Source organism: Mycolicibacterium phocaicum, assembly GCF_010731115.1.
Lineage (GTDB): Bacteria > Actinomycetota > Actinomycetes > Mycobacteriales > Mycobacteriaceae > Mycobacterium > Mycobacterium phocaicum.
This window is the reverse complement of the sequence record NZ_AP022616.1, coordinates 3751246-3766452: the sequence shown is the minus strand read 5'-3', so window position 1 is coordinate 3766452 and position 15207 is coordinate 3751246. Positions and strand designations below refer to the sequence as shown.

Here is a 15207-nt window from a genome sequence, read left to right as displayed (position 1 = left end):
CCCCTATCGACCGGTGTGCGGCGTCCACAGCACGGGGCTGGATACCGCACCGACAGGCTGCTGCAACGCGCTGCTCTCCAGCAGTCGCTCCAGCGCCGCTTCGACGTCCGCCTTCCAGCCGAGGCCCTGTTCGAGTTCCAGTCGCAGCCGTGGGAAGTACGGATGCGGCGCGACGATCTCGAAGCCGTTGTCCTGAAGGAAGTCGGCCTCGATCACGCACTGCTCCACAGCGCACTCTCCGAATGCCTCGACGGTCGCCGCCAGCTCCGCCGGGCAGGCCTGCGCGCCACCGAGTTGGGCGACCTCGCTGGTGCGACCGAACGCCTCCAGCGCGCGCACACCACGACGAACCAGATCGGCGACGACGGCGGCGATCAGGTGGCGCGACAACGCGTCGCCGTCGTCACTGCAGTCGACACCGATCGTGGTCAGCAGGACCGCGTCGGGGCTGACCGGTCCGGTGGGAAAGCGGCCCGCCCGGGGTACCGCGCGGGGCGGCGCGTAGAACGCATAGCCCAGACAGGGCGCGTCATCGTTGGGGTCCTCGGCGCGGTCCGGGTCGCAGGCCACTGCGAGCTGTCCGCACGATCCCCATTCGAGCATGACCATCGACAGCCATGCTTCCTTCTCGAACTCGGGGTCACTGAGATGGTCGCTGTCCCCGAGCGCCGACGGATCGACTTCCCAGAACACACAACGCCGCGCATGCTTCGGCAGCCGCTCGAATGATTCGAGGCGCAGCGGCGTGATTCGTGATGTCACCAGACTCCCGTCGTCCGCCCGACCGACTCAGGCTGCCCTTCCAGGATAAAAGACGCCGGCGCCGTCGACCCGATTTGTTCAGTCGGGATCGACGGCGGCCGGACAACAAACTGTTCCACGTGAAACATCGCGGTTCCCCTCCCCGTCCCGCACGTCCTCAGACGTCACTGTCACAGTGACGTAACGAGGCCATGTCCCCGGTCGGGTTGTCGCAACCCCAAAATCGGGTCGGTTAGCCCTGTTCCGTCTTCATCAGCTCGACGATCCGCTGAAGATCGTCGACCGAGCCGAACTCGACGACGATCTTGCCCTTGCGCTTGCCGAGGCTCACCGTGACCTTCGTGTCGAACGCGGTCGACAGCTGCTCGGCCACATCCTGGAGACCGGGCATCTGGATCGGCTTGCGCTTCGGCGCCGGGGCCGGCTTGTCACCGTCGCGGTTGGCCAGGGTGACCGCTTCCTCGGTTGCGCGGACGGACAGGCCCTCCGCCACGATGCGGGCGGCGAGCTCCTCCTGCTTCTCCGGTCCCCCTTCGAGCGCCAGCAGGGCACGGGCGTGGCCGGCCGACAGCACGCCGGCGGCAACGCGGCGCTGTACCGCGATGGGCAGCTTCAGCAGCCGGATCATGTTCGTGATCACCGGCCGCGACCGACCGATGCGGGTCGCCAGTTCCTCGTGGGTGACGTCGAACTCCTCCAGCAGCTGCTGGTAGGCCGATGCCTCTTCGAGCGGATTCAGCTGGACCCGGTGGATGTTCTCGAGCAGCGCATCGCGCAGCATGTTGTCGTCGGCGGTCTCGCGGACGATCGCCGGGATGGCCGTCAGGCCGGCTTCCTGCGAGGCGCGCCACCGCCGTTCACCCATGATCAGCTGATAGCGGTGCGGCCCGGACGGCTGGCTCAGCTCGCGCACCACGATGGGCTGCATGAGCCCGAACTCGCGAATGGAGTGCACCAGTTCCGCGAGCGCGTCGGCGTCGAAGACGCTGCGTGGCTGGCGCGGGTTCGGCTGGATGGCCGACGGCTCGATCTCGCGGTACACCGCGCCGATCGCCTCGGCTTCGGCCCTGGCGGCCGCGGCCGATTCCGCGGCGGCGGCGCCGTTGACCGGAGCGGCCGGACCGCCGCCGATCAACACATCGGCAGCCGCAGACCCCATTCGCAGCGAGGTGTCCTGCTGCCCGTCCTCGGGTGCGCCGGTCGGGATGAGCGCCGCCAGCCCCCGACCGAGTCCGCTACGCTTCTTCGGCTGCGACATCGTTACTTCCTCACTCCCGACTCGCCGCGTTGGGCGAGTTCACGGCTGGCGTCCAAATAGCTCATTGCTCCACGTGATCCCGGGTCGTAATCCAGGATCGTCATGCCGTACCCCGGTGCCTCGGAAACCTTGACGCTGCGTGGGATGACGGTCCGCAAAACCTTATCGCCAAAGTGGTCCCGAACGTCCATCGCGACCTGGTCGGCGAGTTTGGTGCGGCCGTCATACATCGTGAGGACGACGGTCGTGACGTCCAGCTGGGGATTGAGGTGCGCCTTGACCATTTCGATGTTGCGCAGCAGCTGGCCCACGCCTTCCAGTGCGTAGTACTCGCACTGGATGGGGATCAGCACCTCCGGCGCCGCCACGAGCGCGTTGATGGTCAGCAGACCCAACGACGGCGGGCAGTCGATGAAGACGTAGTCGAAGTTGTGGTCCTTGAGCGTCGCGAGCGCGTTCCGCAGCCGGGTTTCACGTGCCACCATGCTGACCAACTCGATCTCGGCGCCGGCCAGGTCGATGGTCGCCGGGACGCAGTACAGCCGCTCGTTGTGCGGGCTGCGCTGCAGCGCGCTCTCGAGGGTGATCTCACCGATCAACACCTCGTACGACGAAGCGGTGCCCGGTCGGTGCTCGATGCCCAGCGCGGTGCTCGCGTTGCCCTGGGGATCCAGATCGATGACCAGAACGTTGAGACCCTGCAGGGCCAGGGCCGCGGCCATGTTGACCGCAGTGGTGGTCTTGCCGACCCCGCCCTTCTGGTTGGCGATGGTGAACACCCGCTGGTGTGTCGGGCGCGGCAGCTGCTGACCCTTTGCGCCGTGAAGGATCTGGACTGCACGTTCGGCTTCCGCCCCGATCGGCGTATCCATCGTCACGCTTGACCACGTTTCACGTGAAACATCAGTCTTCCCGTCGCTGTGCTCGCCCCTGGCATCGCTCACTGCCTTTCCTGATGTGGCGGCCGGGTCGACCGCTTCCAAAACCTCGGCGGACTTGTCGCTCCCCCGGGCCGACGATGTCATCGCCGGTTCTTGGCCGGCCGGCCGGTTGCCGCGCGCTTGGCTCCGCGCTTCGCCACGACCACGGTTGCGGGCGGAGTCAAATAGTTCACGCCACATTTCACCACCCTTACGTCCACAGCACCGAGTGAGTTGAGTGCCCGACGGTGTTCGACGATCTCATCGGCTGCTCGCTCCCCTTTGAGAGCCAGCATCCGTCCGTCGACTTTGAGGAGCGGCAGGCTCCACTTGGCGAGCTTGTCGAGAGCTGCCACGGCTCGCGAGGTGACGACGTCCAGCTCCCCCGCCTCGGCGCGAACCGTTCGCTCCTCGGCGCGGCCCCGGATGACGGTCACGTCGATGCCGAGCTCGGCCACGACTTCACGAAGGAAGTCCGCTCGGCGCAGCAGCGGCTCAATCAAGACCACGTGAACATCGGGCCGCGCGAGGGCCAGCGGAATGCCGGGTAGGCCGGCTCCACTGCCAATATCGCCGATTCGCTCGCCGCTCGAGACCAACTCGCCTATAGCGGCGCAATTCATCACGTGACGGTCCCACAACCGGCCGACTTCCGACGGTCCGATCAGGCCACGCTCGATTCCGTCGCCCGCGAGGATCTCCGCGTAGCTGTGTGCCAGATCGACTCGGTCACCAAATACGTCGACGGCGGCGGCCGGTGGGGATGGGGCTTCACCATGTTTCACGTGAAACAGCCTCCACTTTCCCCGCCAGCTCGCCGCCGACGAACAACATCGATGTAATTAAGGTGCTCAATCGAGCAGAACAACCACCCGGCGCGACGGCTCGACGCCCTCGCTCTCGCTGTGGACGCCGTCCACGGCCGCCACCGCGTCGTGCACGATCTTGCGCTCGAACGGCGTCATCGGTGACAGCTCTTCGCGCTCACCCGACGCCAGCACGCGCTCGGCGACCTTCTTGCCCAGCGCGGCCAACTCGTCACGGCGCTGCCGACGCCACCGGGCGATGTCCAGCATCAACCGGCTGCGCTCGCCGGTCTTCTGGTGCACGGCCAGCCGGGTCAGCTCCTGGAGCGCGTCCAGCACCTCGCCCTTGCGACCCACCAGCTTGCTCAGGTCGTTGCCACCGTCGATGCTGACGACCGCGCGGTCGCCTTCCACATCCAGATCGATGTCACCATCGAAGTCCAGCAGATCGAGGAGCTCCTCGAGGTAGTCGCCGGCGATCTCACCTTCGGCGACCAGGCGCTCTTCAAGATCGTCGCTCTTGCTTGCAGGAGCGGCCGGAGCCGTCGTCGCGGCCTCTGATTCCGGGGCCTCCGCCTGCGTTTCTGTGTCTGTCATATCCCTGCCTTCTCCCTCTTGCACCGGCCGTCGCTCAGGGTCTTTACCCTCTGACCGGTCAACGCTTCTTCTTGTTGGGCTTGGCGCCCGGGGCCGGCTTCGAGCCGGCGGCACCGGAATCCGTCGTGCCGTCCAGCTCCGTACCGGTCTGTTCGACGTCGGTACCCGAACTCGCCGGGGCGGCCGGTGTATTGCCCTTCTTCGACCGGTTCGGCTTCACGCCGGGTGCCGGGGCGTTGGCGGAACGGCGTGCGATCGCCTGTTCCTTCTCCTCCGCCTCACGCTTTTCGATCCGGTTGAACACCACATGCTGCTGACCGTAGGTCCAGATGTTGTTGGCCACCCAGTACATGAGGATGGCGATCGGCAGGAACGGGCCGGACACCACGACGCCCAACGGGAACACGTACAGCGCCAGCTTGTTCATCAGCTGGGTCTGGGGGTTCTGCTGGGCTTCGAGACTCTGCCGGGCCACCGAGGCCCGGCTGTTCATGTGCGTCGCGATACCCGAGACGATCATCAACGGAATGCCCACCAGGATCACCGACATGCGGTCGAAGTGCGCGAACGCCTTGAGGCTCTCACCGGTCTGAATCATGGTGGCGCCCAACGGCGCACCGAACAGGTCGGTGTTCAGGAAGTGGCTGACGTCGGTCGCACTGAAGAAGTAGTTGCCGATCGACCGGTTCTGCTCGATGGACAGCGCCTGGGCACCGATACCCATACCGGCGCCCTCGGTGCGGTTGAACGAGCGCAGCACGTGGAACAGGCCCAGGAACACCGGAATCTGCGCCAGCATCGGCAGACAGCCCAGGAGCGGGTTGAAACCGTGTTCGCTCTGCAGCTTCTGCATCTCGAGCGCGAGCCGCTGGCGATCCTTGCCGTACTTCTTCTGCAGCTCCTTGATCTGGGGCTGCAGTTCCTGCATCTGCCGGGTGGTCTCGATCTGCCGGACGAACGGCTTGTACAGCAGTGCACGGAGGGAAAAGACCAGGAACATCACCGACAGGCCCCAGGCGAAGAAGTTCTCCGCACCCAGGATCGCGCCGAAAAGCTTGTACCAGAGCCACATGATCCCCGACACCGGGTAATAGATGTAGTCCAGACTGAACCAGTTAAAAGACAAGCGAATCGCTCCTTGACTGCGCGGCGGTTGCCGCGGACCGTCTTTCGGGGATGGGGTCCCATCCCCCGTGATGCCACGGGCCACACTTGGCCAGCCGGACCGTCGTCAGCCAACAACCGCGGAACAATCCGTGTTCGGTGAGTGCCTCGACGGCGTACTGGCTACAGGTGGGGCTGAACCGGCAGCTGGGCAGACGCATCGGCGACACCATGTTGCGGTACAGCTCGATGAGAAAGATCAGCCCGCGGGCCAGCCGGTGACTCATGGCCGGGATCCGGACTTCGCGTGAGCGCGCTGCACTGCGACTCGCAGTTCGTCCTGCAGCGTGGCGGTGGCCGCCTCTCGACTGCCGGGCAGGGCCCGGATCACCAGGAGCTCACCGGACTGCAGTTCGGGCAGGAGATCCCGGCTGGCATGACGGAGCTGACGGGACACCCGGTGCCGCTGGACGGCGTTGCCGACCGATTTACCTACGACGAGACCGACTTTCGGCGCATCCGCAGTGTTTGAATCGGCATCACCAAAATCTCGTGGTGCCAGTGAATGCACCACGAGATCCCGTTGCGCCGAGCGCACACCGCGGCTCACGGTGACTCGAAAGTCTGTCGAGCGCGTCATCCGGTTACGAGCCGGAAGCACGGTGCTTCGATCCTGCGTCAGGTCACGCAGTGAGAGAGCGACGGCCCTTGCCGCGACGTGCCGACACGATGGCGCGGCCGGCACGGGTCCGCATACGCAGACGGAAACCGTGCACACGGGCCCGACGACGGTTGTTCGGCTGGAAAGTCCGCTTGCCCTTGGCCACGGCTGTATCTCCTCAACTATGTGACGCCCGCACTCGCCACCGACATGAACGAGTCATGCCGGTGGGCACGGTCGTCGCTGGTAAGCGCACGCATCTTGCTTGCTAGCCGGCGCGGTACCGATAGATACCGGTCGCAGCCGTATCACCACGTGTGGGCGACTGTTCGAGGGTACTGATCTGAATTCTCCGGGTCAAACCTCGCCCTCGCACGTCAGCAAGCGTTACCGCTTCGTAGTGAGAAGTGCGATGCGTCCCACACGAGTTCGTCACAGTTGTCCCACTCGCAACGTGGCAAGCCGACACGCCCAAGAACCTCGAACCAATGTTGCCGAACGGTTGGCGGACGAACAGAAAACTTGTTAGCTTCTGCCAATGCCGTTGCACGACGGCGACAGACAACAAGTCAGAGAGGTCCCGACGCTACGAGCCCACAGACGTTCCTGTGACGAGCCTCAGCGCGCGGGCTTCCTGCATGCAAAACACGAGCACGACGGCACTCTCCTACTTTGTCCACAGTCTGTGGATAACTATGTGGACAGATTGTCGTCGTTTTATTGAGCCGCCGGTCAGGCGGTTACGAGGGGGTAGTAGTCGTTGACCGCTAACCCCAGTTCATCGTTCACCGACATCTGGAAAAGCGTGGTCGCCGAACTCAACGGTGACCTCGGCGGCACCACGACGCTGACCGCCCAACAACGGGCCTGGTTGCGCATGGTTCAGCCGCTGGTGCTGACCGAGGGTTTCGCGTTGCTGTCGGTCCCCACCCAGTTCGTCCAGAACGAGATCGAACGCCACCTGCGCGAACCGATCATCGCCGCGCTCAGCCGACACCTCGGACAACGTGTCGACCTGGGCGTGCGCATCGCGGTTCCGGAGACCGACGAGCGGCCGACGACCACAGAAACCACAGAAACCGCCGAGATTCCGGACCCCGAACCGGTCACCGCGGCCGACGACCTGGACGAGGACGCCGAAGAGCTGTCCAGCGCCGAAGAGACCTGGCCCCGGTATTTCAACCGGCCGCCCGCCGACGAATCGGCCGACCTGAGCCTCAACCGGCGCTACACCTTCGACACCTTCGTCATCGGCGCGTCCAACCGGTTCGCGCACGCCGCGACGCTGGCCATCGCCGAAGCGCCGGCCCGGGCCTACAACCCGCTGTTCATCTGGGGTGAATCAGGCCTGGGCAAGACCCACCTGCTGCACGCCGCCGGTAACTACGCGCAGAAGCTGTTCCCCGGCATGCGGGTCAAGTACGTCTCGACCGAGCAGTTCACCAACGACTTCATCAACTCGCTGCGCGACGACCGGACCGCATCGTTCAAGCGCAGCTTCCGCGACATCGACGTCCTGCTGGTCGACGACATCCAGTTCATCGAAGGCAAGGAAAGCACTCAGGAAGAGTTCTTCCACACCTTCAATACGCTGCACAACGCGAACAAACAGATCGTCATCTCGTCGGACCGCCCGCCGAAACAGCTTGCAACACTGGAGGACCGGCTGCGGACCCGCTTCGAGTGGGGTCTGATCACCGATGTTCAGCCGCCCGAGCTGGAGACCCGCATCGCGATCCTGCGCAAGAAGGCGCAGATGGATCGCCTGGATGTGCCGGACGACGTGCTCGAACTCATCGCCAGCCGCATCGATCGCAACATCCGCGAGCTCGAGGGTGCGCTGATCCGCGTGACGGCGTTCGCGTCGCTGAACAAGACGATGATCGACAAGTCTCTGGCCGAGATCGTGCTGCGAGATCTCATCGCCGACGCCGGCACCACCCAGATCAGCATTGCCACGATCATGGCGGCCACGGCCGAGTACTTCGAGACCACCGTCGAGGAGCTCCGCGGGCCCGGTAAGACCCGCGCCGTGGCCCTCTCGCGGCAGATCGCCATGTATCTGTGCCGCGAGCTCACGGACCTGTCCTTGCCCCGCATCGGGCAGGCCTTCGGCCGCGACCACACCACGGTGATGTACGCCGAACGCAAGATCAAGAAGGAAATGGCCTCGCGGCGTGAGGTTTTCGATCACGTCAAGGAGCTCACCACCCGGATCCGGCAGCGGTCCAAGCACTGAAACTGTCTTCTTCAACACCGGCCCGTAGGCGTGATCGCCTCGGGCCGGTGTTGTTTTGGCGGAACCGACAGTGGGTACCCGAGCCGCGGATCCCCCGGATCCAGCGTGATTTGTGCCCCTCCGACCCGAATCTCAAAAAAGATTATTTGGCATCAGCAGCACCTCCAGTCACACGATGGGGGTGTGCACAGCACTGTGTATTACCTGGGACAAACCGTGGGATTTTGCCCGGAACAATCCACATGGCCGGATCGCTCCACAAATACACGGATTGGATTAACGGCGCGTGCACAGTCCGCTCACAGGCCGGGATCCCACCGGTGAGGCCCCGACCAGCAACTCCGTGGATCCATCCACAGCGTGCACAACCCCTATTACTAATACCTTTAGATCTCCCTAGATCTTCTTCTAAAAGCAGTCCGTTGGGGAAACTCCCGGTGGACTACCGGATCCCGACGGGATTCCGGGGGTCGTCACGCGCTGTCCGGGCTGATCGTTTAGCTTTCAACTTCACGCAGAACGCTCTACGGTGTTCTTCGATAGCCGGAACCAACGCCGATGCACACGCACGGGCCCAGCGCCCATGCGACCTGCGTCCACTGGATCCGGCAGGCAAGCGTGGTGGGGTTACAGCGAAGGGACGCTATGGACGTGGCGACGACAGCCGGTCTGACCGATTTGAAGTTCCGTCTCGTTCGGGAAGACTTCGCCGACGCCGTGGCATGGGTCGCCCGGATCCTGCCGTCCCGGCCCCTGAACCCGGTCCTGGCCGGTGTGCTGCTGACCGGCTCGGACGACGGTCTGACGATCTCCGGTTACGACTACGAGGTGTCGGCCGAGGTACGCGTTGCGGCTGAAATCTCTTCTCCCGGAAGCGTTTTGGTGTCGGGCAAGCTGCTCTCGGACATCACCCGCGCGCTGCCGGCCAAGCCGGTGGAACTCAGCGTCGAAGGCACCCGAGTGGCGCTGAGCTGCGGTAGCGCCCGCTTCTCGCTGCCCACGATGGCGGTCGAGGACTATCCCGCGCTGCCGGCGCTGCCGGATGAGACCGGCATCGTGCCCGCAGGCGTCTTCGCCGAAGCCATCGGTCAGGTGGCCGTCGCCGCCGGCCGCGACGACACCCTGCCGATGCTCACCGGTGTGCGCGTCGAGATCTCGGGCGAGAAGGTCGTGCTGGCCGCCACCGACCGATTCCGGCTCGCGGTCCGTGAACTCACCTGGAATTCGGCCGTGCCGGATCTCGAAGCCGCCGTGCTGGTTCCGGCCAAGACGCTGGCCGAGTCGGCCAAGTCGGGCGCCGACGGCACCGAGGTACACCTGTCGCTGGGTGCCGGTCAGGCCGTCGGCAAGGACGGCATGCTGGGTATCCGCAGCAACGGCAAGCGCACCACGACGCGCCTGCTCGACGCCGAGTTCCCGAAATTCCGTCAGCTGCTGCCGGCCGAACACACCGCGGTGGCCACCATCGGTGTCGCCGAGCTGGCCGAGGCCATCAAGCGCGTCGCACTGGTCGCCGATCGCGGCGCCCAGGTCCGGATGGAGTTCGCCGACGACATCCTGCGCCTGTCGGCCGGCGCCGACGATGTCGGCCGCGCCGAGGAAGACCTGCCGGTGGAGTTCTACGGTGAGCCGTTGACCATCGCGTTCAACCCCACCTACCTGACCGACGGCCTGGGTTCGTTGCATGCCGATCGGGTGACGTTCGGCTTCACGACACCCAGCAAGCCTGCAGTGTTGCGGCCGGCCGGGGAGAATCAGTACTCAGGATCCGGACCGTTCCCTGCCGGGGACACCGACTACGTGTACTTGCTGATGCCGGTGCGCCTGCCGGGCTGACCGGAACAGAACAGCGGAGGACGCACTGATGCAACTGGGGTTGATCGGCCTCGGAAAAATGGGCTTCAACATGCGCGAGCGTCTGCGCGGGGGCGGCCACGAAGTCATCGGGTACGACCCGAGGCCGGAAGTCAGCGACGTCCCGTCGCTCGCTGCACTCGCCGAGCAACTCGAGGCGCCGCGCGTGGTGTGGGTCATGGTGCCCTCGGGTGACATCACCCGCGAGACCATCGAGGATCTCGCCGGCGTGCTCAGCTCCGGTGACCTGGTGATCGACGGCGGCAACTCCCGCTTCACCGAAGACGCCGTGCATGCAAAGCTGTTGGCGGACAAGGGAATCGGCTTCATCGACGCCGGTGTTTCCGGTGGCGTCTGGGGTCTGACCGAGGGCTATGGCCTGATGGTCGGTGGTAGTGACGACGACGTCGCACGCGTCATGCCGATCTTCGACACGTTGCGGCCCGAGGGAGATCTCGCCGACGGTTTCGTCCACGCCGGCCCCGTCGGCGCCGGCCATTTCGCCAAGATGGTGCACAACGGCGTGGAGTACGCGCTGATGACGGCCTACGGCGAGGGTTACGAGATGCTGGCTGCCGAGCCGCTCATCAAGGATCCGCAGGCGGTCTACCAGGCCTGGACCAACGGCACCGTTGTGCGGTCCTGGCTGCAGCAGTTGTTGGCCAAGGCGCTCAAGGAAGACCCGCAGCTCGAGGACATCAGCGGCTACACCGAGGATTCCGGTGAGGGCCGCTGGACGGTCGAGGAGGCCATCCGGTTGCGGGTCCCGGTGCCGGGTATCGCGGCGTCGCTGTTCGCCCGGTTCCTGTCGCGGCAGGATGACTCGCCGACGATGAAAGCCGTTGCAGCACTTCGTAATCAGTTCGGTGGCCACGCCGTGCAGAGGGTCAGTAAGTCCGGCTAGGTGTTTGTTCGACAGCTCAGTCTGACCGACTTCCGGTCGTGGCCGCGGCTCGACCTGGAATTGGCGCCGGGTCGGACCGTGTTCGTCGGCCAGAACGGTTTCGGCAAGACCAATATCGTCGAGGCGCTGTGGTACACCGCCACGCTCGGCTCCCACCGGGTCGCCTCGGACGCCCCGCTCATCCGGTCCGGATGTGACCGCGCCGTCGTCTCCACCATCGTCGTCAACGACGGCCGCGAACTGGCGGTGGATCTCGACATCACCGCCGGGCGGGCCAACAAGGCCCGGCTGAACCGCTCTCCGGTCCGGTCCGCGCGCGAAATTCTCGGCGCCCTGCGGGCGGTGTTGTTTGCCCCGGAAGATTTGTCGTTGGTCCGCGGCGATCCCGGGGAACGCCGGCGCTACCTCGACGAACTGGCCAGCACCCGGCGGCCGCGACTGGGTGGGGTACGGGCAGATTACGAAAAAGTGGTGCGCCAGCGCACCGCGCTGCTGAAGTCTGCGGGCGCCAGCCGTTTTCGTGGCGCGGATGCCGGCGCGCTCGAGACCCTCGATGTCTGGGACGGTCATCTGGCCGCCCACGGGGCCGAGCTGATCGCCGCCCGCGTGAACCTCATCAACGAATTGCATCCGGAGATCACGAAGGCCTACCACCTGCTGGCTCCTGCGTCGCGGCCGGCATCGGTCCGCTACCGCAGTTCGGTCGAGGCCGTCGAAGAACAGGCCGGCACCGGGTCGGTCGATGTCGCGGCCTACCAGAGCGCTCTGCTCGATGAACTCGCGCGCCGCCGGTCAGCGGAACTTGAGCGCGGCGTCTGCCTGGTCGGGCCGCACCGCGACGACCTCGAACTGCGCCTGGGCGACCAGCTCGCGAAAGGTTTTGCCAGCCACGGAGAATCGTGGTCGATGGCGCTGGCGCTGCGCCTGGGTGCCTACGAGCTACTGCGGACCGACGGCACCGACCCGGTGCTGCTCCTCGATGATGTGTTCGCCGAACTCGATTCGGCACGCCGGCGGGCGCTGGCGGACGTGGCACAATCGGCGGAGCAGGTTTTGGTCACCGCGGCGGTGCCTGATGACATTCCCCAGGACTGGGACGGCACCCGGGTCAACGTGGTGATGCGTGACGACGACGGCGGGCGGATTTCGGTGGTGGACGCATGAGCGAGGTTGACCCAGCCGATCGACCGGACCGAGCTGATGGTGCGGCGGGGTCCGATCTGCCGGAAAGTGCTTTTCCGCCAGCACATCTCGCGCACCTCAAGGGCATGGACCTGGTGCGGCGCACGCTGGAGGAAGCCCGCGGCGCGGCCCGTAGCCAAGGAAAAGACGTCGGCCGGGGCCGTAACGCACCCGTGGCGAAGGTCAAGCGCGGCGGTGGCCGCCGGGCCTGGTCCGGACCGGGGCCCGACCGCCGGGATCCCCAGTTGCTGGGTTCGGCCACCATGGACCTGGCCCGTAACCGCGGGTGGTCCGGCCGGATGGCAGAAGGATCGGTGTTCGGTCAGTGGCCGACGGTGGTCGGCGAGCAAATCGCCGAGCACGCCTCTCCCACGTCCCTGCGCGACGGCGTCCTGACGGTGACCGCCGAGTCGACGGCCTGGGCGACGCAACTGCGCATGGTGCAGTCGCAGATCTTGGCGAAGATCGCCGCGTCCGTCGGTGACGGGGTCGTCACGTCGCTCAAGATCCTGGGTCCCTCGGGTCCGACGTGGCAGAAAGGCCCGCGGAATTTCGGCGCCCGCGGACCGCGCGACACCTTCGGCTGAGGGCGTTTGCGGGCGCCGCTCAGCGCGCCGATGAGTCTCAGATGACGGCCCTGGAGCGTCCGGACGCGACATCACCCGAGAAATTCCCCGCACGGCGCGAACAGACGTGTCAAAACGCTGTCAGAAAGTCAGTGCCGCCGGGCCCTACCGGTAGACTGTCGACAGATCTGAGAGCGGTGTCCTCACCGCCCCCGCGAACCCCAAGGAGACGCATCCGACGTGGCTGCCCAAAAGAAGGATGCGCCGGCTGAGTACGGTGCCGATTCGATCAAGGTCCTCGAAGGTCTGGAAGCGGTCCGCAAGCGTCCCGGTATGTACATCGGTTCCACCGGCGAGCGCGGTCTGCACCACCTGATCTGGGAAGTTGTGGACAACGCGGTCGACGAGGCGATGGCCGGTTTCGCGACCAAGGTCGACGTCCGCATCCTCGAGGACGGCGGCGTCCAGGTCACCGACGACGGCCGCGGCATCCCCGTCGCGATGCACGCCACCGGTATCCCGACCGTCGACGTCGTCATGACGGTGCTGCACGCCGGCGGCAAGTTCGAAGAGGGCGCCTACCAGGTGTCCGGTGGTCTGCACGGTGTCGGCGTCTCGGTCGTGAACGCCCTGTCGACGCGGCTCGAGGCCGACATCCACAAGGACGGCTTCGAATGGCACCAGACCTATGACAAATCGGTCCCCGGCACGCTGCGCAAGGGCGAGCCGTCCAAGAAGACCGGTACGACCATCCGCTTCTGGGCCGACCCGGACATTTTCGAGACCACGGTCTACGACTTCGAGACCATCGCCCGCCGCCTGCAGGAGATGGCATTCCTGAACAAGGGCCTGACCATCGAACTGACCGACGAGCGCGTCGCTCCGGCCGCGGTCGTCGACGAGGTCGTCAGCGACCATGCCGAAGCGCCCAAGTCCGCTGAGGAACAGGCCGCCGAAGCCGCGGCCCCGCAGAAGGTGAAGCACCGGGTCTTCCACTACCCCGATGGTCTGGTGGACTTCGTCAAGCACATCAACCGGACCAAGAGCGCCATCCAGCAGAGCATCATCGATTTCGGTGGCAAGGGTGACGGCCACGAGGTCGAGATCGCCATGCAGTGGAACGCCGGCTACTCGGAGTCGGTGCACACCTTCGCGAACACCATCAACACGCACGAAGGTGGCACCCACGAAGAAGGTTTCCGCGCCGCGCTGACCACGGTCGTCAACAAGTACGCGCGCGACAAGAAACTGCTCAAGGAGAAGGAAGCCAACCTCACCGGCGATGACATCCGGGAAGGTCTGGCGGCCGTCGTCTCGGTGAAGGTCCACCAGCCCCAGTTCGAGGGCCAGACCAAGACCAAGCTGGGCAACACCGAGGTCAAGTCGTTCGTGCAGAAGATCTGCAACGAACAGCTGACCCACTGGTTCGAGGCCAACCCCGCCGAAGCCAAAACGGTTGTCAACAAGGCGGTTTCGTCGGCGCAGGCCCGTGTCGCCGCCCGTAAGGCGCGGGAGTTGGTGCGCCGCAAGAGCGCGACCGACATCGGTGGTCTACCGGGCAAGCTTGCCGACTGCCGCTCCACCGACCCGACGAAGTCGGAACTGTATGTGGTGGAGGGTGATTCGGCCGGTGGCTCGGCCAAGAGTGGCCGGGACTCGATGTTCCAGGCGATCCTGCCGCTGCGCGGCAAGATCATCAACGTCGAGAAGGCCCGCATCGACCGCGTGCTCAAGAACAACGAAGTCCAGGCCATCATCACGGCGCTGGGCACCGGTATCCACGACGAGTTCGACCTGTCGAAGCTGCGGTACCACAAGATCGTGCTGATGGCCGACGCCGACGTCGACGGCCAGCACATCTCGACGCTGCTGCTCACCTTGTTGTTCCGGTTCATGAAGCCGCTGGTGGAAAACGGCCACATCTTCCTGGCGCAGCCGCCGCTGTACAAGCTGAAATGGCAACGCAGCGAACCGGAATTCGCCTACTCGGACCGCGAGCGCGACGGCCTGCTCGAGGCCGGCAAGAAGGCCGGCAAGCGCATCAACACCGATGACGGAATCCAGCGCTACAAGGGTCTGGGTGAGATGGACGCCAAGGAACTGTGGGAGACCACGATGGATCCGTCCGTCCGCGTCCTGCGTCAGGTCACGCTCGATGACGCCGCGGCCGCCGACGAACTGTTCTCGATCCTGATGGGCGAGGACGTCGAAGCGCGGCGCAGCTTCATCACCCGGAACGCGAAAGATGTTCGTTTCCTTGATGTTTAGCCACCATCGCACGCCGAAGCGCTGTGAGTCCGGTCCCGGCGACCACCGAAAAAGCAATGTTTAACGTGAAACAATCCGCAGAAGGA

General features: G+C 65.3%; 15 protein-coding genes. 6 read left to right on the top strand and 9 right to left on the bottom strand.

The features are described from left to right. Nucleotides 1-3 precede the first annotated feature (3 nt). The 9 genes from G6N46_RS18090 to rpmH form a co-directional block, all read right to left on the bottom strand. Entirely contained in the window at nt 4-762 is a 759-nt protein-coding gene (locus G6N46_RS18090) for an acetyltransferase (RefSeq protein WP_138247520.1), read from the bottom strand. A gap of 232 nt (nt 763-994) precedes the next feature. Further along, complete coding sequence (locus tag G6N46_RS18085; protein WP_138247521.1) at nt 995-2020, bottom strand: ParB/RepB/Spo0J family partition protein; 1026 nt, start codon at nt 2018-2020, stop codon at nt 995-997. Nucleotides 2021-2022: 2 nt separating this feature from the next. Further along, a complete protein-coding gene (locus G6N46_RS18080; RefSeq protein ID WP_020099888.1) occupies nt 2023-2892 on the bottom strand; it encodes a ParA family protein in 870 nt (289 codons plus the stop codon). 149 nt (nt 2893-3041) lie between these two features. After that, complete coding sequence (rsmG, locus tag G6N46_RS18075) at nt 3042-3725, bottom strand: 16S rRNA (guanine(527)-N(7))-methyltransferase RsmG (RefSeq protein WP_138247522.1); 684 nt, start codon at nt 3723-3725, stop codon at nt 3042-3044. A 66-nt stretch (nt 3726-3791) separates the two neighbouring features. After that, nucleotides 3792-4343 (bottom strand): Jag family protein, encoded by a 552-nt coding sequence (locus G6N46_RS18070; protein WP_138247523.1) that lies wholly within the window; start codon nt 4341-4343, stop codon nt 3792-3794. A 58-nt stretch (nt 4344-4401) separates the two neighbouring features. Then, nucleotides 4402-5415, bottom strand: coding sequence for a membrane protein insertase YidC (yidC, locus tag G6N46_RS18065; RefSeq protein WP_234880472.1), 1014 nt, complete (start codon nt 5413-5415; stop codon nt 4402-4404). Between the two features lie 43 nt (nt 5416-5458). Then, nucleotides 5459-5734, bottom strand: a complete 276-nt coding sequence (gene yidD / locus G6N46_RS18060) for a membrane protein insertion efficiency factor YidD (RefSeq protein WP_082934494.1) — start codon at nt 5732-5734, stop codon at nt 5459-5461. After that, nucleotides 5731-6108, bottom strand: coding sequence for a ribonuclease P protein component (gene rnpA, locus G6N46_RS18055; RefSeq protein ID WP_081633317.1), 378 nt, complete (start codon nt 6106-6108; stop codon nt 5731-5733). Before rnpA ends, yidD begins: the two co-directional genes overlap by 4 nt. Nucleotides 6109-6130: 22 nt before the next feature. Continuing rightward, the gene (gene rpmH / locus G6N46_RS18050) at nt 6131-6274 is read right to left on the bottom strand and encodes a 50S ribosomal protein L34 (protein ID WP_073695092.1); all 144 of its coding nucleotides are present in this window, start codon (nt 6272-6274) and stop codon (nt 6131-6133) included. A gap of 594 nt (nt 6275-6868) precedes the next feature. Between rpmH and dnaA the strand changes: the two genes are divergently transcribed. From dnaA to gyrB, 6 genes are all read left to right on the top strand, one after another. Then, nucleotides 6869-8347: a chromosomal replication initiator protein DnaA gene (gene dnaA, locus G6N46_RS18045; protein WP_138247525.1), complete on the top strand. Its 1479-nt coding sequence runs from the start codon at nt 6869-6871 to the stop codon at nt 8345-8347. Nucleotides 8348-8992: 645 nt separating this feature from the next. After that, nucleotides 8993-10183, top strand: a complete 1191-nt coding sequence (gene dnaN / locus G6N46_RS18040; protein WP_138247526.1) for a DNA polymerase III subunit beta — start codon at nt 8993-8995, stop codon at nt 10181-10183. Between the two features lie 28 nt (nt 10184-10211). Then, a complete protein-coding gene (gene gnd, locus G6N46_RS18035) occupies nt 10212-11105 on the top strand; it encodes a phosphogluconate dehydrogenase (NAD(+)-dependent, decarboxylating) (RefSeq protein ID WP_138247527.1) in 894 nt (297 codons plus the stop codon). Next, nucleotides 11106-12269, top strand: coding sequence for a DNA replication/repair protein RecF (recF, locus tag G6N46_RS18030; RefSeq protein ID WP_020099897.1), 1164 nt, complete (start codon nt 11106-11108; stop codon nt 12267-12269). Then, a complete protein-coding gene (locus G6N46_RS18025; protein ID WP_174814061.1) occupies nt 12266-12874 on the top strand; it encodes a DUF721 family protein in 609 nt (202 codons plus the stop codon). The genes recF and G6N46_RS18025 overlap by 4 nt, the downstream gene beginning before the upstream one ends. A 219-nt stretch (nt 12875-13093) precedes the next feature. Continuing rightward, nucleotides 13094-15121 carry a DNA topoisomerase (ATP-hydrolyzing) subunit B gene (gyrB, locus tag G6N46_RS18020; protein WP_064857432.1) on the top strand — a complete coding sequence of 676 codons (2028 nt, stop codon included), beginning with the start codon at nt 13094-13096 and terminating at the stop codon, nt 15119-15121. The last annotated feature ends 86 nt before the right edge of the window (nt 15122-15207 follow it).

Coding starts and splice junctions, on each gene's coding strand:
- G6N46_RS18080 (WP_020099888.1), bottom strand. CDS start 2,892: ATGGATACGCCGATCGGGGCGGAAGCCGAACGTGCAGTCCAGATCCTT.
- G6N46_RS18085 (WP_138247521.1), bottom strand. CDS start 2,020: ATGTCGCAGCCGAAGAAGCGTAGCGGACTCGGTCGGGGGCTGGCGGCG.
- G6N46_RS18025 (WP_174814061.1), top strand. CDS start 12,266: ATGAGCGAGGTTGACCCAGCCGATCGACCGGACCGAGCTGATGGTGCG.
- yidC (WP_234880472.1), bottom strand. CDS start 5,415: ATGTGGCTCTGGTACAAGCTTTTCGGCGCGATCCTGGGTGCGGAGAAC.
- G6N46_RS18070 (WP_138247523.1), bottom strand. CDS start 4,343: ATGACAGACACAGAAACGCAGGCGGAGGCCCCGGAATCAGAGGCCGCG.
- yidD (WP_082934494.1), bottom strand. CDS start 5,734: ATGAGTCACCGGCTGGCCCGCGGGCTGATCTTTCTCATCGAGCTGTAC.
- dnaN (WP_138247526.1), top strand. CDS start 8,993: ATGGACGTGGCGACGACAGCCGGTCTGACCGATTTGAAGTTCCGTCTC.
- gnd (WP_138247527.1), top strand. CDS start 10,212: ATGCAACTGGGGTTGATCGGCCTCGGAAAAATGGGCTTCAACATGCGC.